Annotated in this window: 19 protein-coding genes; 13 read left to right on the top strand and 6 right to left on the bottom strand. The window is 67.5% G+C overall.

Going from position 1 to position 21,914, the window contains the following annotated elements; all coding sequences use genetic code 11:
- The first annotated feature begins 50 nt into the window (after positions 1–50).
- A complete protein-coding gene (locus ACIP5Y_RS05350; protein ID WP_400347770.1) occupies positions 51–656 on the top strand; it encodes a TetR/AcrR family transcriptional regulator in 606 nt (201 codons plus the stop codon).
- A 19-nt stretch (positions 657–675) separates the two neighbouring features.
- Here the strand turns inward: ACIP5Y_RS05350 and ACIP5Y_RS05345 are convergent, their stop codons facing one another.
- Both ACIP5Y_RS05345 and rpsT read right to left on the bottom strand, forming a co-directional pair.
- Positions 676–1,422 carry an LGFP repeat-containing protein gene (locus ACIP5Y_RS05345; RefSeq protein ID WP_400347768.1) on the bottom strand — a complete coding sequence of 249 codons (747 nt, stop codon included), beginning with the start codon at positions 1,420–1,422 and terminating at the stop codon, positions 676–678.
- 208 nt (positions 1,423–1,630) lie between these two features.
- Positions 1,631–1,894, bottom strand: coding sequence for a 30S ribosomal protein S20 (rpsT, locus tag ACIP5Y_RS05340; RefSeq protein WP_400347767.1), 264 nt, complete (start codon positions 1,892–1,894; stop codon positions 1,631–1,633).
- Positions 1,895–2,264: 370 nt separating this feature from the next.
- On the opposite strand from rpsT, the gene ACIP5Y_RS05335 reads away from it, so the two are divergent.
- The 4 genes from ACIP5Y_RS05335 (at position 2,265) to ACIP5Y_RS05320 (ending at position 6,590) form a co-directional block, all read left to right on the top strand.
- Positions 2,265–3,815, top strand: a complete 1,551-nt coding sequence (locus ACIP5Y_RS05335) for a circularly permuted type 2 ATP-grasp protein (RefSeq protein WP_400349144.1) — start codon at positions 2,265–2,267, stop codon at positions 3,813–3,815.
- 113 nt (positions 3,816–3,928) lie between these two features.
- Entirely contained in the window at positions 3,929–4,894 is a 966-nt protein-coding gene (locus tag ACIP5Y_RS05330) for an alpha-E domain-containing protein (protein ID WP_400347765.1), read from the top strand.
- Positions 4,891–5,733: a transglutaminase domain-containing protein gene (locus ACIP5Y_RS05325; protein ID WP_400347763.1), complete on the top strand. Its 843-nt coding sequence runs from the start codon at positions 4,891–4,893 to the stop codon at positions 5,731–5,733. Before ACIP5Y_RS05330 ends, ACIP5Y_RS05325 begins: the two co-directional genes overlap by 4 nt.
- A 77-nt stretch (positions 5,734–5,810) precedes the next feature.
- Positions 5,811–6,590: an aquaporin gene (locus ACIP5Y_RS05320; protein WP_400347761.1), complete on the top strand. Its 780-nt coding sequence runs from the start codon at positions 5,811–5,813 to the stop codon at positions 6,588–6,590.
- Between the two features lie 7 nt (positions 6,591–6,597).
- On the opposite strand, the gene ACIP5Y_RS05315 is transcribed toward ACIP5Y_RS05320, so the two are convergent.
- The gene (locus ACIP5Y_RS05315) at positions 6,598–7,179 is read right to left on the bottom strand and encodes a type II toxin-antitoxin system PemK/MazF family toxin (RefSeq protein ID WP_400347760.1); all 582 of its coding nucleotides are present in this window, start codon (positions 7,177–7,179) and stop codon (positions 6,598–6,600) included.
- A gap of 56 nt (positions 7,180–7,235) precedes the next feature.
- Positions 7,236–7,904, bottom strand: coding sequence for a TetR/AcrR family transcriptional regulator (locus tag ACIP5Y_RS05310; protein WP_400349142.1), 669 nt, complete (start codon positions 7,902–7,904; stop codon positions 7,236–7,238).
- A 101-nt stretch (positions 7,905–8,005) separates the two neighbouring features.
- On the opposite strand from ACIP5Y_RS05310, the gene ACIP5Y_RS05305 reads away from it, so the two are divergent.
- The 4 genes from ACIP5Y_RS05305 to ACIP5Y_RS05290 all read left to right on the top strand — a co-directional run bounded on the left by ACIP5Y_RS05305 (position 8,006) and on the right by ACIP5Y_RS05290 (position 16,489).
- A complete protein-coding gene (locus ACIP5Y_RS05305) occupies positions 8,006–9,442 on the top strand; it encodes an MFS transporter (RefSeq protein ID WP_400347758.1) in 1,437 nt (478 codons plus the stop codon).
- Between the two features lie 111 nt (positions 9,443–9,553).
- Positions 9,554–11,392, top strand: a complete 1,839-nt coding sequence (gene lepA, locus ACIP5Y_RS05300) for a translation elongation factor 4 (RefSeq protein WP_400347756.1) — start codon at positions 9,554–9,556, stop codon at positions 11,390–11,392.
- 442 nt (positions 11,393–11,834) lie between these two features.
- On the top strand, positions 11,835–14,678 hold the full coding sequence (locus ACIP5Y_RS05295; RefSeq protein WP_400347755.1) for a hypothetical protein: 2,844 nt from the start codon (positions 11,835–11,837) through the stop codon (positions 14,676–14,678).
- Positions 14,675–16,489 (top strand): hypothetical protein, encoded by a 1,815-nt coding sequence (locus ACIP5Y_RS05290; protein ID WP_400347753.1) that lies wholly within the window; start codon positions 14,675–14,677, stop codon positions 16,487–16,489. Before ACIP5Y_RS05295 ends, ACIP5Y_RS05290 begins: the two co-directional genes overlap by 4 nt.
- A 63-nt stretch (positions 16,490–16,552) precedes the next feature.
- Here ACIP5Y_RS05290 and ACIP5Y_RS05285 read toward each other — a convergent pair whose 3' ends face one another.
- Complete coding sequence (locus ACIP5Y_RS05285; protein WP_400347752.1) at positions 16,553–18,604, bottom strand: glycoside hydrolase family 15 protein; 2,052 nt, start codon at positions 18,602–18,604, stop codon at positions 16,553–16,555.
- A gap of 120 nt (positions 18,605–18,724) precedes the next feature.
- Here ACIP5Y_RS05285 and ACIP5Y_RS05280 point away from each other — a divergent pair, with 120 nt between their 5' ends.
- Together ACIP5Y_RS05280 and ACIP5Y_RS05275 are read left to right on the top strand one after the other, a co-directional pair.
- Positions 18,725–18,961: a hypothetical protein gene (locus tag ACIP5Y_RS05280; protein ID WP_400347751.1), complete on the top strand. Its 237-nt coding sequence runs from the start codon at positions 18,725–18,727 to the stop codon at positions 18,959–18,961.
- A gap of 126 nt (positions 18,962–19,087) precedes the next feature.
- Positions 19,088–19,342 (top strand): hypothetical protein, encoded by a 255-nt coding sequence (locus tag ACIP5Y_RS05275; protein ID WP_400347750.1) that lies wholly within the window; start codon positions 19,088–19,090, stop codon positions 19,340–19,342.
- 7 nt (positions 19,343–19,349) lie between these two features.
- Here ACIP5Y_RS05275 and ACIP5Y_RS05270 read toward each other — a convergent pair whose 3' ends face one another.
- Positions 19,350–20,417, bottom strand: coding sequence for a M48 family metallopeptidase (locus tag ACIP5Y_RS05270; RefSeq protein ID WP_400347748.1), 1,068 nt, complete (start codon positions 20,415–20,417; stop codon positions 19,350–19,352).
- A gap of 126 nt (positions 20,418–20,543) precedes the next feature.
- Here ACIP5Y_RS05270 and ACIP5Y_RS05265 point away from each other — a divergent pair, with 126 nt between their 5' ends.
- Both ACIP5Y_RS05265 and ACIP5Y_RS05260 read left to right on the top strand, forming a co-directional pair.
- Positions 20,544–20,633, top strand: coding sequence for an Ms4533A family Cys-rich leader peptide (locus ACIP5Y_RS05265; protein ID WP_379199892.1), 90 nt, complete (start codon positions 20,544–20,546; stop codon positions 20,631–20,633).
- 196 nt (positions 20,634–20,829) lie between these two features.
- Positions 20,830–21,870: a sulfate ABC transporter substrate-binding protein gene (locus ACIP5Y_RS05260; RefSeq protein ID WP_400347746.1), complete on the top strand. Its 1,041-nt coding sequence runs from the start codon at positions 20,830–20,832 to the stop codon at positions 21,868–21,870.
- Positions 21,871–21,914 lie beyond the last annotated feature (44 nt).

The raw sequence follows: 21,914 nt of genomic DNA, 5'->3' as shown, positions 1-21,914 counted from the left end.
ACGCTACTATATGAACCACTGGTTCAGATGTCTAGAGAGAAGAGCAGATCGTGGCCGAACCGCGCCGGGTGCGCGCCGATGCCGAGCGGAACCGCCACGCCATCCTGGCCGCGACCGAAAAGCTGTTGCGTGGAAGCGATCCCGGACAGGTGACCATCGAACGGGTCGCCGAAGCGGCCGGAGTCGGCAAGGCGACTGTGTTCCACCGGTTCGGCAATCGCATGGGGTTGATGCAGTCCGTCATGGAACAGCGGGCCACCGCACTACAGGAGGCGATGGTCTCCGGACCGCCGCCGCTGGGCCCAGGCGCACCGGCCCCGGAACGGTTCATCGCCTTCCTGGATGCGGTGACCGATCTCGTCACGCAGAACGCTGGCCTGATGACCGCGCACGATCATGCCGCCGCGGTGCGGAAGAACACTTCCGGTGAGCGGCAGGCGAATTCGGTCTATCAGACCTGGCATGCGCACGTCGCCGGGCTCATCGAGGAAGCCCGCCCGGAGCTGGACGGCGCACTGCTGGCGCATATCATTCTCGGCGGCATGCACACCGAACCGGTGGCCCAGCTCATTCGCGACGGCGAATTCGAGCGCCTGCGCACGAGCCTGCGCGATCTGGCGACCGCGCTGCTCGGCACGACGGGCGAACAACCCTGAGCCCCGGCGTGATCGGGCGCTACTGGGTCGAGGGCGACCAGGTGATCTTGCCGCCCTGGAAGTCCTGGGCCTTGCCGCCCTTGTAGTCGTATTCGTCGCCGGTCGGGTAGCCGTAGCGGCCGTTCTCGCCGCCGGCCCGGACCCAGTCGTCGCGGATGGCGCCCCACACGATGTGGGTGCCGGTGCTCTGCGAGGAGTAGATGGCGCCGCCCTCGAAGAGTTGGTTCACCGCGCTGGAACCCTTGCTCTGATCGGCGATGGGGAAGCCCAGCGCGCTGCTCTCCCAGCCGGCCGCGGCGTACTTGTCGCGGATCGCGCCGGACACCACATGTGTGCCCGCGCCGAGCGACCAGTAGATGGAACCGCCCTGGAAGTGCTGGAAGCGGCCGGGTTTCGAGGTCTCGCCCTCATCGGTGACCGCGTACTTCAGCGATCCGGCCTCGGAACCGGTGGTGCGCCACTTGTCGCGGATCGAGCCGCCGATGGCGTGCGCGTCGGTGGTCGCGGTCCAGTAGATGGACACATTGTTGGTGAAGTCCTGCTTGCGTCCGCCGCCGGCCGCATCGACCTCCGGGCCCACCGGGTCGCCGAAGAATCCGGGACCGCCCGCGCGGTCGTACTCCACCTCGATCTGCCCGCCCACATCGAACGGCCCGATCGGCCGGGCGTCGGCCATTCCGGCACCGGTGGCCAGCATGAGCGCGGCCGCGCTCGCCGCGAGCACTCCCCGGCCGACAGACGACAGATTTCTACGACGCGATGCCAAGACAACTCCCAACGCAGGTGACTCTCCGATTACCCCGACGTTCGCAGCCATCCTGCTGCGAACCAGGCGACGAGGCAAGTTGGCGTCGACGGCATCCGGGCCGTGCGCTGCGGTGTGGAGAGGTGAAACAGGTACAACAAAAGCCGCCGCGGTCATCGTGGCCACGGCGGCTGTTCGAAGTAAAAGCCGGTTTGTCTACCGGGGTTGATCAGCCGAGCTTGTTGAAAGCCAGCGACAGCGCCGACTTCTTGTTGGCGGCCTGGTTGGCGTGGATGACGCCCTTCGAGGCGGCCTTGTCCAGGCTCTTGCTCGCGGTCTGCAGCAGCTCGAGCGCCTTGTCCTTCTCGCCCGCCGAGGCGGCCTCACGGAACTTGCGGATCGAGGTGCGCAGCGCGGACTTCACCGACTGATTGCGCTGGCGCGCAGCCTCGTTGGTGCGGATCCGCTTCATCTGGGACTTGATATTGGCCACGCCGGTTCCTCTGGTTCCTTCGTTTGACGGGATGCAGGATGCAAAAGTCTTCGGGAGCGCACTACAACAGGCCTCGTAACCATGAAAACAGGCTGACGAGCCGACATAGGGCCGCACCGACGATCGAGGTTACCAGGCGACACAGTGACGTATGAAATCGGGCCCGTTCGCTACGTGGCTGAAACCAGAAATTTATCACCGTCCGACTGCGTGTTGCCCCTGCGTGACGGACGATTTTTGCATGACTCCCGCTGCCGCCGCGCCGAGTCCTTCAAGGGCATTGAATACGGTCGCACACGCTTCGTCCACGCACCCACCGGCGGGCGTCGCGCGCGAGAAACACGAGAGAACCGGTGTCTTCGCCGGTTACATGCCCGGCCGCTACGCCCAGGCATACGACGAGATGTTCGACACGTCCGGCCGCATCCGGGCGCCCTACCGGGGCATCTTCAATGCCCTGGCCGTGATCGACGCCGAGGAACTGGCCGCCCGCGCCGAAGCGCTGGCGCGGGCCTTCGTGGATCAGGGCATCACCTTCTCGCTGTCCGGACAGGAGCGGCCCTTCCCGCTCGACCTGGTACCGCGAGTCATAGCCGCCACGGAATGGACCAAACTCGAACGCGGCATCAAACAGCGGGTGCGGGCCCTGGAAGCCTTCCTCGCCGACGTGTACGGGGAACAGACCATCCTGCGCGACGGGGTGATCCCGAAACGACTCGTCACCTCCTGCGCGCATTTCCATCGCGAGGCGGCCGGGCTGGTCCCGCCCAACGGCGTCCGCATTCACGTCGCCGGCATCGACCTGATCCGCGACGAACACGGCGATTTCCGTGTGCTGGAAGACAATCTGCGCTCCCCGTCCGGAGTGTCCTATGTAATGGAGAACCGCCGCACCATGGCGCGCGTGTTCCCCGACCTGTTCGCCTCGCACCGGGTGCGGGCCGTCGGCGACTACCCGAGCAACCTGCTGCGCGCCCTGCGAGCCGCCGCCGCACCCAATGAGGCCGACCCGACCGTGGTCGTGCTCACCCCCGGCGTCTACAACTCCGCCTATTTCGAGCACTCACTGCTGGCCCGGCAGATGGGCGTGGAACTGGTCGAGGGCCGGGACCTGTTCTGCCGCGACAATGTCGTCTACATGCGCACCACCGCGGGCGAGCGGCAGGTGGACGTCATCTACCGGCGCATCGACGACACCTTTCTGGATCCCATGCAGTTCCGGCCGGATTCGATGCTCGGCGTCGCCGGAATCCTGAACGCGGCCCGCGCGGGCAGCGTGGTGCTGGCCAATGCGGTCGGCAATGGCGTCGGCGACGACAAACTCGTCTACACCTATGTGCCCGCGTTCATCGAGTACTACCTCGGCGAGAAACCGGTGCTGCCCAATGTGGATTCCTACCGCTGCTGGGAGCCCGAGGAACGCGACGAAGTGCTCGACCGCGTCGGCGAACTCGTGGTGAAACCGGTCGAGGGCTCCGGCGGATACGGGATCGTCATCGGCCCCGACGCCAGTGCCAAAGAGCTGGAAGCGATCCGGCGCAAGGTGAAGGCGAATCCGCGCGGATGGATCGGGCAGCCCGTGGTCCAGCTGTCCACCGTGCCCAGCAAGATCGACAACCGGCTCGCGCCCCGGCATGTGGACCTACGCCCCTTCGCCGTCAATGACGGCGACGACATCTGGGTCCTGCCGGGCGGTTTGACCCGGGTGGCGCTGCCCGCCGACTCGCTGGTCGTCAATTCCAGTCAGGGCGGCGGCAGTAAGGACACCTGGGTATTGGCGCCCAGAACCTCCGGCGCGGAACGCGAATTGGCGGGGGAACAGCTGGTCAGCGAAATGCATATCGCACCCGAACGCGACCAGTCGCGGGAGGTCGCGCCCGCGCACGGCAGCCAGCAGCAACAGCAACAACAACAGGCCTGAGCAGCAGGCCCACAACAGGCCCCGTGGCGGGCCGGCAACAGGTCCGGAAACGGGCCGGTATTTCGAAACAGCAATGGCGCTGGGCAGGTGACTACTTTTAGGCGGGACCGATCATGCTGGCGCGCAATGCCGAATCCCTCTACTGGATCGGGCGCTATGTGGAGCGCGCCGAATATACGGCGCGCATTCTCGACGTCGCGGTGCATCAACTACTCGAGGACGCCACCGTCGACCCCGACAAAACCTCACGAGTACTACTGCGGGTACTCGGAATAGAAACGCCTGCAAAGGAATTGGATGTCTGGTCGGTGACCGAACTGGTCGCCTTCGGCCGCGACGGCGGCTCTATCGTCGACTCCGTCGGCCGGGCCCGCGAAAATGCCCGGGGCGCACGAGAAGTCACCTCCACCGAAATGTGGGAATGCCTGAACGCCACCTACAACGGGCTGGCCGCCGCCGAACGCGCCGCCCGCGCGCTGGGCCCGCACGAATTCTGCCACTACATCACCGACCGGGCCGCCATGTTCGCCGGACTGTCCGACTCCACGCTCAGCCGCGACGACGGCTACCGGTTCCTGCTGCTCGGCAGATCCATCGAACGCGTGGATATGACTGTGCGGCTGTTGCTTTCCCGTGCGGGTGATCGCACCTCCTCGCCCGCCTGGGTGACGGTGCTGCGCTCGGCGGGCGCGCACGATCCTTATCTGCGCACGCACCGCGGCGTGCTCGACGCCAATCAGATCGCCGACTTCATCCTGCTGGACCGGCTCTTCCCGCGATCGGTCTTCCATTCCCTGCGTGTCGCCGAAACCTGTCTGCAGGAACTGGATCAACGGCCCAACAGTCGCTTCGCCGCCCGGCAGGAGGCGCATCGGCTGCTCGGCCGGGCGCGCAGCGAACTCGAATTCCTCCCCTCGACCGAACTGCTCGAGGACCTGCCCAGCAGATTGCTGTGGCTCCAGCAGACCTGCCGGGAAGTCGGGGAAGCGGTGGCGCTGCAGTACTTCCACGCCGAATCCTGGGTGGCCTGGACCGGGCTGCACGGCCGCAACAACTCGATGGTGGAGGAGCCCGCATGAGCTGGCGGATGCGGGTGGTGCACACCACCGGATACGTGTACGACGCACCGGTCACCCGGTCGTTCAACGAGGCGCGGCTCACCCCGCGCGCCGACAGCCGGCAGAACGTCATCCTGAACCGGGTCGAGACCGTGCCCTCCACCCGGTCCTACCGGTACATCGACTACTGGGGCACCAGCGTCACCGCCTTCGACCTGAACGCCCCGCACACCGAACTGGAGGTCACCAGCGCCTCGGTGGTGGAGACCGAACCGTTCGCCGGTCCGGCCGAAGAACTGTCGTGGGAGCAGTTGCGCTCCGCCGACGTCGCCGACCGCTTCGACGAACTGCTCACGCCCACCGCCTACGTGCCCCGCGAACGCCGCCTCGCCCCCATCGCCCGGCAGCTCTCCCGCGGCGTACCACCCGCCAAAGCCGTTGTGCGCGGCGCGGAATGGGTGCACCGGGAAATGAACTACCTGGCCGGCACCACCTCGGTGCACACCTCCGCCGTGGAGGCCTTCGCCGAACGACAGGGCGTCTGCCAGGATTACGCACACCTCACCCTGCTGCTCCTGCGCACCATGGGGATTCCCAGCCGCTACGTCTCCGGCTACCTGCATCCCGACCCGGCCGCCGAGGTCGGCGACACCGTCGCCGGGCAGATGCACGCCTGGGTGGAAGCCTGGACCGGGCAGTGGTGGGGCTACGACCCGACCAACAACATTCCCGTCACCGAGCAACACGTGTCCGTCGGCGTCGGACGTGATTACGCGGATGTACCGCCCCTCAAAGGTATCTTCAGCGGAAGCGGCTCGACCGATCTCGAAGTGACGGTGGAGATCACTCGGCTCGCGTGAGACGTGCTTCGCATGCGTGATTCAGCAGAACTACAGGTGTTTTCCGCTCCCGAGCGGGACGATCCGGAAGGTGGCTGATGTCTCCCACAGCGCAGGAAATCGTCGAGGAACTGGCGGAGAACGAAGGGATCTCCCTGGGCAGGAAGCTGTTCGCGGAGGCGCTCGGCACTTTTGTCCTGGTGCTCGCCGGTGTCGGCACCGCGGTCATCGCCGGTGAACGGGTGGGTGCGCTCGGCATTGCCCTCGCGTTCGGATTCACGCTGATGTTCCTGGTCTACGCCATCGGGCCGATCTCCGGCTGCCATGTGAACCCCGCGGTCACGGTGGGACAACTGCTGCTGGGCCGGATTTCGGCGCTCACGGCGGTCACCTACTGGATCGCGCAACTGCTGGGCGGATTCGCCGCGGGCGCCGTCGTCTACGCCGTCGCCAAGAACCTGCCGGCCTACGACCGGGCCACCAACGGGCTCGCCGCCAATGGCTGGGGTGCGCACAGTCCCTCGGCGACGGTGCTGGGTGATGTCACCACGGACGGCTACGGGCTCGCCGCGGCCATCACCGTGGAGGTGCTGCTGACGGCGCTGCTGGTGTTCGTGGTGCTCGCCTCCACCGATCAGCTCTCCGATGTGCCGCTGGCCGGACTGTCCATCGGTATCACCCTGGCGGTCATCAACCTGATCTCGATCCCGGTGGACTACACCTCCGTGAACCCGGCCCGCAGCCTGGCGGTCGCGCCGTATCAGGACGGCGCGATGCCGCAGGTGTGGGTGTTCATCGTCTTCCCGCTGATCGGCGGCGTGCTCGGCGCGCTGGTGTACGGCGTGCTGTACGGGCGCTCCCGAAACATGCTCAGCTGAAAGGCGTTCAGTACCAGTGGTATTCGGCGCACAGGCGGTGCGCGACCCGATCGAAGAGCTTGCGCTCCAGGATCGCGCCCTCGCGCCGGATACCCATCTCCGGCACATCCAGCACCCGATCCAGCCGCACCCAGCTGGGCCGGTCCGCGTGATCCCATGGGCCGGAACCGATGCCGACCCAGTTCGGGTGGTGCGCGTGCTCCTCATTGGACGAGAGCATCAGGCCGAGCAGGGTCCTACCCTCCCGGCCCACCACCAGCACCGGACGATCCTTGCCATTGCCCGGATCCTCCTCGTAAGGCACCCAGGTCCAGACGATTTCACCCGGATCGGCGCGACCGTCCAGCTGCGGGCAGTACACGATCTGCCGCGCCCGCTCCCGCGACGGCACCGCGGTCGACGCGGTCGGCCGGACCGTCACGCCGGGTCCCGGCTTCGGCGCGGCGACCGCGCGCACTGCCCGATCCCACAGCGCCGACGCCCGCACCCGCCCGAACAACTTGGGCGCCTGCTGCTTCGCGATCTGTGAACTCTGTTCCTTAGCCACGTTCCCCAACTGCTTCCCCAAGGCGTTCCACCTGCCGGCCATGACCGGCAGCCTAACGGCGGATGTCCGGTTTCTCATCCGGGCCGGATACGGGCAGTTCAGCCGGGTTGTACGGGGCGGGGGAGGGCGGTGAGGGCGGCCATGAAGAAGTCGAGGCCGAAGCTGTAGTGCCGCTCGGGCTCGCAGGAGGTCAGGTAGCCGGCGGCCTCCACGACTCGCGGATAGCGTTGCTGGGGAAGGGTTTCCAGGCGCAGGCGCTTCCGGCGGATCATCTCGGTGACGTCCTCGGGGGACTGTTGCGGGGTGGCGGCGCCCGGTTCGCCCAGGACCAGGGCGATCGCGGTGCGGAGGGCATTGCCGCAGATCGAGGCGGCGCGCTCGGTGTCGAAGCCGTACTCGGTGAGGATCTGCAGCGCGGTCTCGGTGGCCTCCAGGAAGCCGAGGCTCGGCTCGTGATCGCGGGGCATCTCCAGGAGCGGGACCAGGGTGCGGTGCGCGCGGAGCACCGTCGCCACCGATTCGACGAGCGCGCGGAACTGGTCCAGCAGCGGCAGGGAGCGGTCGCGGGCGGTGTCGACCCGATCCCAGAGGCGGTCGACGACGCCGCTGAGCAGCTCGTCCTTGTTCTTGAAGTGCCAGTACAGCGCCATCGGGGTGACGCCCAGATCCTGTGCCAGGCGCCGGATGGTGAGCGCCTCGAGGCCCTCGGCGTCGGCGAGTGCGAGCGCGGCGTCGGCCACCGTCTCCCGGCTCAGTCGGTTCTCCATTTTCGCCACTTGACAAATATACAACGTACAGGCTTTCCTGTACCTCGTACATGTACTTCGTATAGGAACGATGTACGAGCACTGCGTATAGGAGTCGCACGGTGCCAACACTGCCTCGCCGCTGGTGGGCCCTCATCGGGGTCTCCCTGGCCACCTTCATGACATTTCTCGACAACAACGTGGTGAACGTCGCGCTGCCGTCCATCCAGCGCCACCTCGGCCTCTCCATCTCCGGCCTCGAATGGGTGGTGAGCAGCTACATCCTGGTATTCGCCGGGCTCATGCTGGCCGGCGGACGACTCGCTGACCTCTTCGGACGCCGCCGCATGTTCCTCGGCGGACTCGGCGTCTTCACCCTCGCGTCACTGCTGGCCGGACTGGCCGACAGCCAGACCATGCTCATCGCGGCCCGCGTCCTGCAGGGCGTCGGCGCGGCCGCGGCCATCCCACCCACGCTGGCCATCATCTCCGGGCTCTTCCCCGACGACGCCGAACGCACCAAGGCCGTCGGAGTCTGGAGTGCCATCGGCGCGCTCGCCCTCGCACTCGGGCCGTTCACCGGCGGCGTGATCAGCCAGCATGTGGACTGGGGTTGGATCTTCCTGATCAACGTGCCCTTCGGGCTCGTCACCATGGCCATCACCGCCCTCACCCTCGACGAAACCCGTGAACGGGAACGCCGCCGCCTCGACCTGCCGGGCCTGGTGACCTCGACCGTCGCACTGTTCGCCGTCACCTACGCGCTCATCGAAGGCCACGATCGCGGCTGGACCTCGGCCGTGATCCTCGGCTGCTTCGCCCTCGCCGCCGCTGCCCTCGCCGCCTTCGTCACCGTCGAGATGCGCACCGCCGACCCGATGGTGGACATGTCCATGTTCCGGAACCGGATCTTCAGCGGCGGCGTCGTCACCATGATGCTGTGGGGCTTCGGCGTCATGGGCATCTACTTCTTCACCGCCATGTATATGCAGAACGTGCTCGGCTTCTCGCCGACCGCGGCCGGCGCGGCCTTCATCCCGATGGCCGTCAGCATGGTGGTGATCTCACCGATCGCACCCCTCGCCGACCGGCGGCTGGGCACCAATATCACCGTCGCGATCGGCGTCGCCGGCATCGTCGGCGCGCTGCTGGGCATCGCCATGATCGGCGAGCACGGGCACATCATCGACCTGATGCCGCCGTTCATCCTGTTCGGCCTCGGCTCCGGCCTGGTCATGACACCGCTGAACGCGGCCATCATGGACCGGATGCCGCCGGCCGTCGCGGGCGCGGCGGGCGCGGTCGTCAATGCCGCCCGGGAGATCTCGGCCCTGCTCGGGATCACCATCGTGGGTGCGATCCTCACCACCCGCTCGGCGTCCGCCGCCCAGCACGGCGCCGCGCCCTTGCACGCCTTCCTCGACGGGTATCGGCTCGCGATCATCGTCGCCGGCATCATCGTGGCCGTCGGGATACCGCTCGCCCTGGTCACCCTGCGCAGCGGCCGCGACGAAGCGGTCACGACCACCGTCCCCGAACCCGTCCCGGCCACGGTCTGACCGCGCGGTCCACCGCCCCCGCCGCAGCGGGTGCGGTGGACCGATGCACGGGCCGGTGCGTCCGTCATGGGACGATGGTCGGCAGTTCATCGACCATTGTGAGGGAGTGGAGTGCCCAGCTTCGCCGATACGACGTTCACCGATCCCCAGCGGATCAGGAACTTCTGCATCATCGCGCATATCGACCACGGGAAATCGACCCTGGCCGACCGCATGCTGCAACTCACCGGGGTGGTCGAGGAGCGGGCGATGCGTGCGCAGTACCTCGACCGGATGGATATCGAGCGCGAGCGCGGCATCACCATCAAGGCCCAGAACGTGCGGCTGCCCTGGCAGGTCGACGGTGAGGACTACGTCCTGCACCTGATCGACACGCCCGGACACGTGGACTTCACCTACGAAGTGTCACGTGCGCTGGAGGCGTGTGAAGGCGCGGTGCTGCTGGTCGACGCCGCACAGGGCATCGAGGCGCAGACGCTCGCCAATCTCTATCTGGCCATGGAACGGGATCTGACCATCATTCCCGTCCTCAACAAGATCGACCTGCCGGCCGCCGACCCCGACCGCTACGCCGCCGAGATCGCGCACATCATCGGCTGCGAACCCGATGACGTGCTGCGGGTTTCCGGTAAGACCGGCGTCGGCGTGCCCGAACTGCTGAACAAGGTCATCGCCGAGATTCCGGCGCCGGTCGGCAAGCCCGACGCACCCGCGCGCGCCCTCATCTTCGACTCGGTCTACGACACCTACCGCGGTGTCGTCACCTACGTGCGTGTGGTGGACGGCAAGCTCACCCCGCGCCAGAAGATCAAGATGATGTCCACCGGCGCCACCCACGAACTGCTGGAGATCGGCATCGTCTCGCCCGAACCCAAACCCACACAGGGGCTGGGCGTCGGCGAGGTGGGCTACCTCATCACCGGTGTGAAGGACGTCCGGCAGTCGAAGGTCGGCGACACCGTCACCACCATGCGTGACGGCGCGACCGACGCGCTCACCGGCTACCGCGAACCGCGGCCCATGGTCTACTCCGGTCTCTACCCGCTCGACGGATCCGACTACCCGGATCTGCGTGACGCACTGGACAAGCTGCAGCTCAACGATGCCGCGCTGACCTACGTGCCCGAGACCTCCGTGGCCCTCGGCTTCGGATTCCGTTGTGGCTTCCTGGGATTGCTGCACATGGAGATCACTCGTGAACGGCTGCAACGAGAATTCGGGCTGGAGCTGATCTCCACCGCGCCCAACGTGATCTACCGGGTGGTCCTGGAGGACGGCGCCGAGCAGGTCGTGACCAACCCCTCGTACTGGCCCGAGGGCAAGGTGCGCGAGATCTACGAGCCGATCACCAAGTGCACCGTCATCGCGCCGAGCGAATTCATCGGCACCATCATGGAGTTGTGCCAGTCGCGGCGCGGTGAGCTGCTGGGGATGGATTACCTGTCCGAGACCCGCGTGGAGATGCGGTACACGCTGCCCATGGCGGAGATCATCTTCGACTTCTTCGACGCGCTGAAGTCGCGGACCCGCGGGTACGCCTCGCTCGACTACGAGGAGACCGGCGAACAGCAGGCCGCGCTGGTCAAGGTGGACATTCTGTTGCAGGGCGAGGCGGTGGACGCGTTCTCGGCCATCATGCACAAGGACGCCGCCCAGGCCTACGGGCACAAGATGACCACCAAGCTGCGCGAGCTCATCCCGCGGCAGCAGTTCGAGGTGCCGATCCAGGCCGCCATCGGCTCGAAGGTCATTGCGCGCGAGAACATTCGGGCGATCCGCAAGGACGTGCTCGCCAAGTGCTACGGCGGTGACATCAGCCGTAAGCGCAAGCTGCTCGAGAAGCAGAAGGAAGGCAAGAAGCGGATGAAGACGATCGGCCGTGTCGAGGTCCCGCAGGAAGCCTTCGTGGCGGCGCTCTCGTCCGACGCCCCATCCGACAAGAAGAAGTAACACCCGCTCTCGGGACTCTCGTGCCCCGCTGCCTATACGGCAGCGGGGCACGGCTGTTGATAGGGGGATGCCTCGCTGCCTCAGGGCGGTGGGGTGTCGCGGTTGATCGGGTGGGCGAGATGGCTCGCTGCTGGGGCGTGTGGCGGTGGGGGAGTGGGGCGGTGGGCGTGATTGGCACTTGACGTTCTCGAGACATTCAGAAAGAGTCTGTCGATCGGCGAGACCGGTCGGACCGCATCAAAACCTGGGTTGGCTGAGCAGGTGAAAAATGGGGCTTCCGTCCGGATATACAGGCTGTCAAGCTATGTCTCTCACCACTGCGCACACCGCCGCCTACCTGGCGGATGTGACAGACCGGATATCCGGAAATAGGGTGTGAAACAAGCGTGTAAACGGCGGCCTACTCCCCGTAGGCCGCCGAACCCTGAGACCGGGAGCCCGTATGCCACGTGATCTGCCCTACGACGACGACCCCGGCCACGGAGAAAACGCCGGCGACGCCGCGTACACCATTGCCACCGGTGTCGCCCGCGTGGCGAGGGCAGGCGCATACGTGACCGGCGGCGCGCTGATCGCCTCCGCCGGGACCCGCACCGGCGTCACGCCGGCCATCGAACACGACAGCCACTGGTCCGAAGCCGACGACCCGCAGCAGCACGCCCCCAGCGCGACGGTGTCCTTCCCGGACCTCACCGCCGATTCGCTGCCGCCCTCCCGCCCCGGACAGTCCTACGCCCCGGTCAGCTCGCCCGACTCGCGGCACGACTTCCAGCACGGCACGGACGCCGGGCTGCTCCCCGCCAACTACGGCGGGCCCGCCCCCGACCCGTCCGACTCCGGCTTCCACGGGATCGGCGTCTCCGATCCCGGCACCGCGACCAATGCCTTCGGCCTGCCGTACGAAACCGGCGGCGGGGTACCGGGTTCCGGCATACCGCTCGACCAGGCCGGTAATGCTTTCGGCCAGCCGTTCGTCAATCAGCCGGCCGCCGCAGATCCGTTCGGTCAGCTGGGCAACCTGTTCGGCGGCCAGACCGGGCAGCCGATCGGCGACGGCCAGAGCTTCCTGCCGGGGATGAACGGCGGCGGCGGGTTCTTCCCGGGCGCCGGAACCGGTTTCCCCGAGGGATCCGGCGGCGGCGCCGTGCCCGGTCAGTCCGGGCACTTCTTCGGTGACGGCGGCGGCGCGCCGGGGCAGTCGGGGCATTTCTTCGGTGGCGGTGACGCCGGTCAGCCGGGGCATTTCTTCGACGGTGTCGGTGAGCAGCAGCCGGGGTTCGGTGGCGAGCAGCAGGGTTTCGGTGCGGTCGTGCACACCGGCTTGAGCGTCGACGTGCATGTCGGCCTGGACGGCGTGTGGGTCCACTCGGAGATGCAGGTCGATGTGGCGGTCGGCAATATCGGCAATCAGTACAACCAGTTGGGCAACCAGCTGCACGACGGTCTCTCGCATGCGCCGGGTTACCACGGCCAGTCGCTCAACGGTGGCGACCAGGGTGTGAACACCACTGCGGCACATAGTGATTCGCCCGGTATGCAGAATATCGCGGCGGGTGGCCCGAATGCCGTTCCGGGACAGGCGCCGGACGCCGCATTCGGTGGCGGGAATGCACCGGGTTCCACTGCGGGAAGCCAGTTCTCGCCCTTCGGCGGTCAAGGCGCGCCCGCCGGTGCGCCCGGATCCGGTGCGCCCGGCTCGCCGTTCGGTGGCTCCGGCGCTCCCGGTTCGAATGCACACGGTGTCCCCGGTTCGTCCGTGGGCGCTCCCGGTTTCGGCACTCCTGGCGCGTCTGCGGGTGTCCCCGGTTTCGGTGCTCCCGGCGCGCCCGCCGGTGCCCCTGGTTTCGGTGCTCCCGGCGCTTCCGCTGGTGCTCCCGGGTTCGGCGCCCCTGGTGCGGCTGCCGGTGCTCCTGGTTTCGGTCCCGGCGCATCCGCCGGTGCGCCCGGATTCGGCTCGCCCGGTTCGGGTTTCGGTGCCCCGGGTGGGTCCGGTTTCGGTGGTCCGGCGGCTTCGATCGGGGGACCGGGTGCGGTTGCTCCCGCTTTCGGGTCCGGGCCCGCGGCTCCGGTTGCGCCCGTGGCGGTTTCGCCGGTGGCGCCCGTGTCTTCGGTGGTCGCGCCGGTGGTGCCGGTGGCGGTCGCGCCCGTGGTGACGGCGCCGGTCGCCTTTGCGCAGCCGGTGGCGGCGACGCCGTTGCAGACCACGATTCAGCCCGATGCGGCGAATCATCCGATCGGAAACCTGCTCGGCACGACCGGTGGCCCGTCGCCGCTGACCGCGCCCGCGGCCGCCGTGCCGGTGCTGTTCGATCAGCGGCAGCCGGTGCTCACCGCGTCCGGGCTGCGCGATCAGCCGGAGTCGCATGATCCGGCCACCGTGGTCGCCAAGCCGGTGCCCGTCACCCAGTCGCCGTCCGCGGGGACTTCGCCGCAGGTCAGTGTGCCGTCGCCCAAGCCCGATGCGGGTCTCACCACGGTGCCGCCGGTGCCCGCCACCACCAAGCTGCCGACCGTGCCCGATGCCGGGACCACCAAGCCCGACACCGGAACCACCAAGCCGGACACCGGGAATGCGGTGACCACCGCGCCGGAGCCGACCAAGCAGCCGGACCCGACGACCGTCCCGACCAATGACAAGCCGGACCCGGGCACCACGCCGCAGCACCAGCCGACCGATCAGCATCAGCCGACCGACGACGGTGGCAATGGCGGCACCACGCACGGTGGCGGGCCGACGCACGGCGTGCCGAGCGACCCGGATTCGGGTACGGCGCATCAGCCGACCGTGACCCCGGATCACAACACGTTGCCGGACAACACCGTGCCGCCGACCGTCCCGGACGTGCCGAATCACGGTGGCCAGCCGGATCACGGCGGACTGCCCGATCACGGTTCGCAGCCGCAGATTTCGGTGGCGCCGGTGCCGGCGCCGCAGACCGTGCCGTCGATGCCGTCCGTGCCGACGACGCAGCCCAGCATCCCGGATGTGCACGTGCCGGAGGTGCAGCCGATGAAACCGATGGACTACCAGGTGAATCCGGGGTCGCAGCCGGGCGTGCACGATGTGGCACTGGCCTCCTACACCGCGCCGACCTATCACGATCCCGCGCTGACCTTGCACGACACCGCGCTGGTGAGTGACGATTCGTCGCTGTCCATGCACGATCTGTCGTCCGGTCTCATGCACGATGCGGGCCTCTCGTCCGGGCTGCTGCCCGATGCGGCGCCGGCCGACAGTCACCACTACGGGGCGCACGGCCCGTTCGATCACACAATGCTGCTGTGAGCGGCGCCGAACGACTTGCTGTAGTGAAGAATCCCGATGCGATGGGACCGTTGCTCGAGCTGCTCGACGAGCTGCTCGGGCTGACCCATGCCGCGGGCCGGACCGATCTGGCGAACCGGCTGGGCATCGCCCGCGCCCGGGTCGCCGATCCGCGGGTGCGCCTGGTCGTGGTGGGTGAATCCCACAGCGGCATGAGCACTTTGGTGAACAGCCTGGTCGGTGCGCCGGTGAGCGCGACCGACGGGCAGCCCGGCGTGCCGGTGATCGCCGAGTACGGCGCCCAGGCGACCGCCACGCTGGTGAAGGTGGGTGCCGCGGGTACGGCCGAGCGCCTGCCGGTGGATCCGGCGACCGCGGTCGCCGAACTGCGGACCGAGGGCGTCATCCGCGCCGAGTTCACCGCGCCCAGCCCGCTGTTGGCGGAGGGCTTCGTGGTGCTGGACGCGCCGGGTTCGCCCGGCGAGACGCCGTCCACCTGGTCGCTGCTGGCGGCCGCGGATGCGGTGCTGTACGTCGCGGATGCGGGTGCGCCGTTCACGCCCGCGCAGATCGAGCAGTTGCAGCGTATTCAGCAGGTGTGCCCGACGGTCGTGTGCGTGCTCAACAAGATCGATCAGTATCCGCAGTGGCCGCAGGTGCAGCAGCAGGACCGGCAGCTGCTCGACGATGCCGGGCTGGCCTTCGCGGTCGCTCCAGCCTCGGCGCAGTTGCACGAGCATGCCGCCGCGCTCGGTGATCAGCAGCTGGATCTGGAATCCGGTGTGCCGCAATTGCTGGACCATCTGCGCGCCTACGTGCTGGGCCGCGCGGACGTGGTCGCCAGCGAGGCGGCGGTGCGCGATATCCGGCTCATTACCGATCATCTGGCGCTCGCGCTGCGCAGTGAGGGTGAGACGCTGCGGGATCCGCGCCGCTTCACCGTCATCACCGAGCAGTTGCGCCGTACTCGCGAAGAAGCCGAGCAGCTGCGCCTGCGCACGGCCAACTGGTCGCTCACCCTCGCCGACGGCGCGGCCGAGCTGATGGCCGATACCGAACATGATCTGCGGCACCGGCTGCGCAGTCTGATCCGTGATTCCGAATCGCAGATCATGCAGCGTGATCCGGTGCGCAAGTGGGCGGATTTCAGTGCCGAACTGGATGCCAAGATCTGCGAGGCGGTGGAGGAGAACTTCGTCATCGCCCACTACCGGTCGGTGGAGCTGGCCGAGCAGGTGGCGGCCAAGTTCCCCGAGAGCGGCATTCCGACCCCGGATCTGAAGCTGGACAATCCGGGTGATGTGGGTGCGGTGCTGGAGCCCGTCGCCACCATGGAACCCTTGGAGAGCGCGAAACACGGGATCATCCAACAGATCCTGAACACCTTGCGCGGCTCCTACGCGGGCCTGCTGATGGTCGGCCTGGCCACCAGCTTGCTGGGCATGTCGCTGGTGAACTGGTACTCGGCCGGTGCGGGCGTGCTGCTGGGCGTGAACGCGCTGTGGGACGACCGCAAGGGCCGCCGGCAGCGGCGTCAGTCCGAGGCCAAGGTGGCGGTGGCACGGCTCATGGACGATGTGATCTTCCAGGTGAGCAAGGAGTCCCGCTACCGGCTGCGCGCCGTACAGCGCAGTCTGCGTGACCATTTCACCGAGATCGCCAACTCGACCCTGCGCTCGGTGGACGCCTCCATGCGGGCCGCCGAGGAGGCCGCGGCCGTGCATTCGGGGGTCCGCCGGGAGCAGCGGCTCACCGAGATCGAGACCTCACTGGTGCGGCTGCGCGAACTGCGTGAGCGCGCCGACGTGCTGGGCGAAAGCTCTTCGTACTAGACGAGAAACGCCGCCACCCACGTCATGCGGGTGGCGGCGTTTTGCTTTGCGGCTCCGGAGAGTTCAGCGCCCGAGGTGTGCGGGGTGGAAGTTCCCGGCCCGGTGGTTCTCCTCGGCGCGGATCACGTGCATGACGGCATTGATGAGCGCCAGGTGCGTGAACGCCTGCGGGAAGTTGCCGAGGTGTCGTCCGGTGCGGGAGTCGATCTCCTCGGCGTACAGCTTGAGCGGGCTGGCGTAGCCGAGCAGTCGTTCGCACAGCTGGCGGCCGCGCTGCAGCTCGCCGATCTCCACGAGCGCGGAGACCAGCCAGAACGAGCAGATGGTGAAGGACCCTTCGGCGCCGGACAAGCCGTCGTCGGTGGTGTCGGTGCGGTAGCGCAGGACGAGGCCGTTCTCGGTGAGATCGTCCGCGATGGCCAGCACGGTGGCGCGCACCCGGTGGTCGGTGGGCGGCAGGAACCGGAGCAGCACCACGAGCAGCAGGGAGGCGTCCAGGGTGTCGCCGCCGTAGGTCTGGGTGAAGACGCCTTCGGTGTTGACGCCGTTGTCGAGGATGTCGGCATGGATCTCGTCGGCGATCTCGCGCCACTTCTTGGCGTAGTCGAATTCGCCGTGCAGTTCGGCCAGTTTCGCGCCGCGGTCCAGCGCCACCCAGCACATCACCTTGGAGGAGGTGAAGTGCTGTGGTTCGCCGCGCACCTCCCAGATGCCGCGATCGGGGTTGCGCCAGTTCTCGATTGCCGCCTGCACCTGTCGTTCGAGCACGGGCCACAAGGTTTCCGGGACCTGCTGGCGCGACTTCACGTGCAGGTAAACGGAATCCAGGATGGTGCCCCAGATATCGTGCTGGTCCTGGTTGTAGGCGCCGTTGCCGATGCGTACCGGTTGCGCGCCGTCGTAACCGGACAGGTGCGGCAGTTCGGATTCGGTGATCTCGCGTTCGCCGCCGATGCCGTAGAGCACCTGCAGCGGTACGGCGCCGCCGTTGCCGTCGCTGGCGACATCGTGCAGGAAGGCGAAGAAGTCGTCGGCCTCCCGGTCCAGGCCGAGCGTGTACAGGCCCCACAGGGCGAAGCTGGAGTCCCGCACCCAGGTGTAGCGGTAGTCCCAATTGCGTTCGCCGCCAGGGGTTTCCGGGAGCGAGGTGGTGGAGGCGGCGAGCAGCGCGCCGGTGGGCGCGTAGGTGAGACCCTTCAGGGTGAGCGCGCTGCGCTGCAGGTATCCGCGCCACGGGTGATCGGGGAAGCGGCCGGTGGTGATCCACTGCCGCCAGCATTCGGTGGTGGCCCACATCTTCTCGGCGGCTTCCTCGAAGGTGCGCGGGAGCGGCAGGTCCGACCAGGCGAGGGCGACGAATACCTGGTCGCCTTCCTTCATGCGGGTGCGGGCGCGCGCCTCGCGGCCCTCCAGGCCGAGTCGCATGTCGGTGGCGAGGGTCAGGGTGGGGCAGCCTTCGATTTCGGTTGTGGCCGTGGCCTGTTCGTAGACGTCGCCGCTGTAGACCCAGTTGGCGGCGCCGCGGTGGTAGTCGAAGGCGGGCTCGCAGCTCATTTCGAGTTCGACCACGCCGTTCACGCATTTCACGGTGCGCAGCAGGATGTGCTCGGCGTCCCAGTCCATGGGGGTGCGGCGGTGGCTGCGGCTGCGGGAACGGTTGTTGTGCCACGGCCCCATGACGAGGGCGTCGCGCACGATGATCCAGCCGGTCTCGGTTTGCCAGGTGGTTTCCACAATGAGCCCGCCGGGCAGGTAGCGGCGGGCGGCGGGCACCTTGCGGCCGTAGGGGCCGAGGCGGAAGTGGCCGGCGCTGCGGTCGAGCATGGCGCCGAAGACGCTGGGGGAGTCGGGGCGGGGGACGCACATCCATTCGACGGAGCCGTCCCGTGCGATCAGGCAGGTGGTCTCGCAGTCGGAGAGGAAGGCGTAGTCGTCGATGGGGGGATACACCGATTTGTGGGTGCCCCCGGTGGCGGAGGGGAGATAGTCGGCGGAGAGCTCGGCGTCGGGGCGGTCCACCGGACCGTCGTACAGGCCGGTCGGATCGTCTGCGAAATCCTCGGCCTCGCTGCCCAGTGGGCGGGCGAAGGATTCCGGTTCGTCGTAGGACTCCATGCACTACATAATCAGCCCGGTCGGCATCCACCGCCACCCTCGAGCCTGGCCGGTCCCGCATTCGCCCCGATCGGTGGCCCGAATCGTCCGCTGTCGTGTTATCGGCCTAGGCTGGGGTCCGTGCATGCGATTGCAGGATGGTGGGACGGCGTCGAACTGTGGGTGGCCGGCCTGCCCTTCGTTCCCCAGTTCGCGGTGGTGCTGTCGGCCATGGTGCCGGTCTGCCTGATCATCGCCTTCGCGCTCGACCGGACGCTGCGGTTCACGCTGCGCGCGCTCGGCCGCGACCGGGTGGCCGCCCAGGAAGCCCCGGCCTCCGCGCCGCAGCCGCGTCGCATGCGGAAGGAAGCCGCCTGATGCCGCGTTCGCGTGTCCAGCTTGCCCTGATAGCACTTCTTGTTCTCGTAGTCGTCGCCTGGTTGTTCACTCGCTGAGCGGGTTTCGGTACCGCTACGGCGAACTCTCGGCGTACTGTGCTGCACCATGTCAACCGATGAAGGTCTGGAACTGGAGACGTTGTTGTCCGATGAGGACTTCGAAGACGAACCCCGTCTGATTTCCACCCACTACTGCGGCCCCGACGAGGCCGTCGACATGGTGAAGGCGGCCCAGCTGCTGGGCCTGGGCGTGCGGCTCTCGAACCGCATCCGCCCCGACGAGGAAGATCCCGAAACGGCCACCGAGGAGTGGGTGCTCGACATCCTCGAGACCCCGCCCGTGGTCGAGGCCGACGAATAGGTCTGCGTCAGTTCTGATCTCGGCCGGTGATCCGGCGGCCGAGCTTCGAAATGGTTTCCCCTACCTCTTGTCCCACCGTGCTGACCGCGTCCGCCACATCGCGGCCGAGGTTGCGCACGGTGCGGATGAGCGGGTCGTCCGATTGATCGAAATTCTGCCGGTAGATGCGGGCCGCGTCCTTGATCTCGTCGCCGAGGCGGACGTTCTTGTCCTGCTCCCGCAGCGGGTATTGGCCGTCCAGGATGCGGTCGTAGTCGCCGCTCGTGATCCAGCGCCGCAGTTCGGCGGCCCGCAGTACCGAGAACGGGTGGGTCTGGAGTTCCAGATTCAGCAGTTTGAGCACGCCGTCGCGCAGGTCGCCCGCGCTGTCGTAATCGTCGGCCTGGGCCAGGAACGCGGCGTGGCTCATCTCGTCGACGCGGGAGCCGCCCGCGAGCTTCATATGAACTCGCACCGAGGCTTCCACGTCCTGCCCGGCCAGCAGTCCGGCCCGGTCGCCCGAGAGTTCGGATTTGCGGCTCCACTCCATGAGCGCGGCGACGATGGCGCGTAAAGCCCAGCCGCCCACCGGCATCCAGCCGATATTCGAGGCCAGCCGCATCAGGTGCATGAGCATGGTCCGGTACACCGCATGCCCCGACAGCGCGTGCCCGAGTTCGTGGCCGACGACGAAACGCAGTTCCTCGGGGTCCAGCAGATCCAGCAGGCCGGTGGTGAGCACGATGAACGGCCGGTCCATCCCGATGGTGAAGGCATTGACCACCGGGCTCTGCAGCACGAACATCTCCGGGACGGTCGGCGCGTCCAGGATGCGCACGGCGTCTTCGCGCAGTTGATGGATGTTGCGGAACTGGCGTTCGTCCACGCGGACGGCGGTGGCGAGGTACATGAGCCGGTGCTGTCGTTCGGCGAGCAGGCCGGAGAGGGTGCGCAGCAGGGTGTCGAATCCGCTGAGTGTGCGCAAGCCCACAAGGGCGGTGCGGTCGGCCGGGTGTTCCCAGGCGCGGGTGCTGATGCCGGGGAATTCCCGGCGGATGCGGGCCGGTGGCCGGTGGGAGGTGTCGGGCGTGGTCAATTCTTTCCCCCGTCTGCTTTGTCCGATTCTGCCGCGGTGCGCACCGCTCGCTCCAGTCTGCCCGCTTTCTCACAGTGTGGACACGAAGATTCGCTGGTTGACATGGCACTCTGTTAAGGTCTGCTCGTGTCGTCGAGTGCTCTCCCCCAGGTCCGCCATGAATTGGCGTTGATCGCAGTGGGCTGCCTCGCGGTCGCGGATATCCACTGTCGATGATGGCCGACCGGGCACTGCTGCACGTCTGAGTAGACTGGCGCGCGCACCTTTTCGCAGTTCGTGTTCGTCCCCCCGGCGGCCTTCGGGCCCAGCGCCACCGTCACAGCAAGACTGTGACGGGTCTACGGCAGTACGCATGATTTCCCGCCGGCACGACGTCCACTCCCCGGCGGGTAACCCGGAAAGGTCCACGCCGATGTCCCGCAATCTCCGCCTCTCCCGCCGATCTACCTTCGCCGTCGCCGTGACCGCGGTCGTCGCCACCGTGCTGACCGCCTGCAGCGGCGGCTCGAGCGACACCAAGGACGCGGCGCCCGCCGCGGGCGGCAACGCCGGCACCCTGAACCTGTACGCGTACTCGGTGGCGAAATCGGCCTACGACAGCGTGATTCCGGCCTTCAACAAGACCGATGCCGGTAAGGGCGTGCAGTTCCAAGCCTCCTACGGTGCGTCCGGTGACCAGTCCCGCAAGGTCAAGGACGGCGCCGAAGCCGATGTGGTGAGCTTCTCGGTGGAGCCCGACATCACCCGCCTGGTGGATTCCGGCCAGATCGATCCGAGCTGGAATGCGGACGCCGACAAGGGAGTTCCGTTCGGTTCCGTGGTCGTCATCGCGGTCCGCAAGGGCAACCCGAAGGGCATCAAGGACTGGGACGACCTGCTGAAGCCGGGCATCTCCGTGGTCACCCCCAACCCGTTCAGCTCGGGTTCGGCCAAGTGGAACCTGCTCGCTCCCTACGCGGTCAAGAGCGACGGCGGCAAGAACCCGCAGGCCGGTCTGGACTACCTGAGCCAGCTGCTCACCCATGTGCACGTGCAGCCGGCCTCCGGCCGTGACGCCACCCAGACGTTCCTGCAGGGCACCGGCGACGTGCTCATCAGCTACGAGAACGAGGCCATCACCTCCGAGCGCAACGGCGACCCGATCGAGCACTTCGTGCCGGACAGCACCTTCCGCATCGACAATCCGGTCGCGGTGCTGAAGAACGCGAAGAACGCCAAGCAGGCCGTGGCCTTCAAGGACTTCCTGTACACGAAGGACGGCCAGACCGCGTTCGCGACCGCCGGCTTCCGCCCGGTCGACCCGGGTGTGGCCGCGCAGTACGCCAAGGACTTCCCGGCGCCGCAGAAGCTGTACACCATCGACGACCTCGGTGGCTGGAAGAAGGTCGACAAGGATCTGTTCACGCCGAACACCGGTTCGGTGGCGCAGATCTACGACAAGGCCACCAAGTAGCCTGGTGAGCTGGAACACACGTGATACTCGAACCTGTGAGTAAC

This window comes from Nocardia sp. NPDC088792, assembly GCF_044750615.1.
In the GTDB taxonomy this organism is placed as follows: domain Bacteria; phylum Actinomycetota; class Actinomycetes; order Mycobacteriales; family Mycobacteriaceae; genus Nocardia.
The sequence above is the reverse complement of the archived record's forward strand: the minus strand, read 5'-3'. Positions and strand labels throughout refer to the sequence as shown.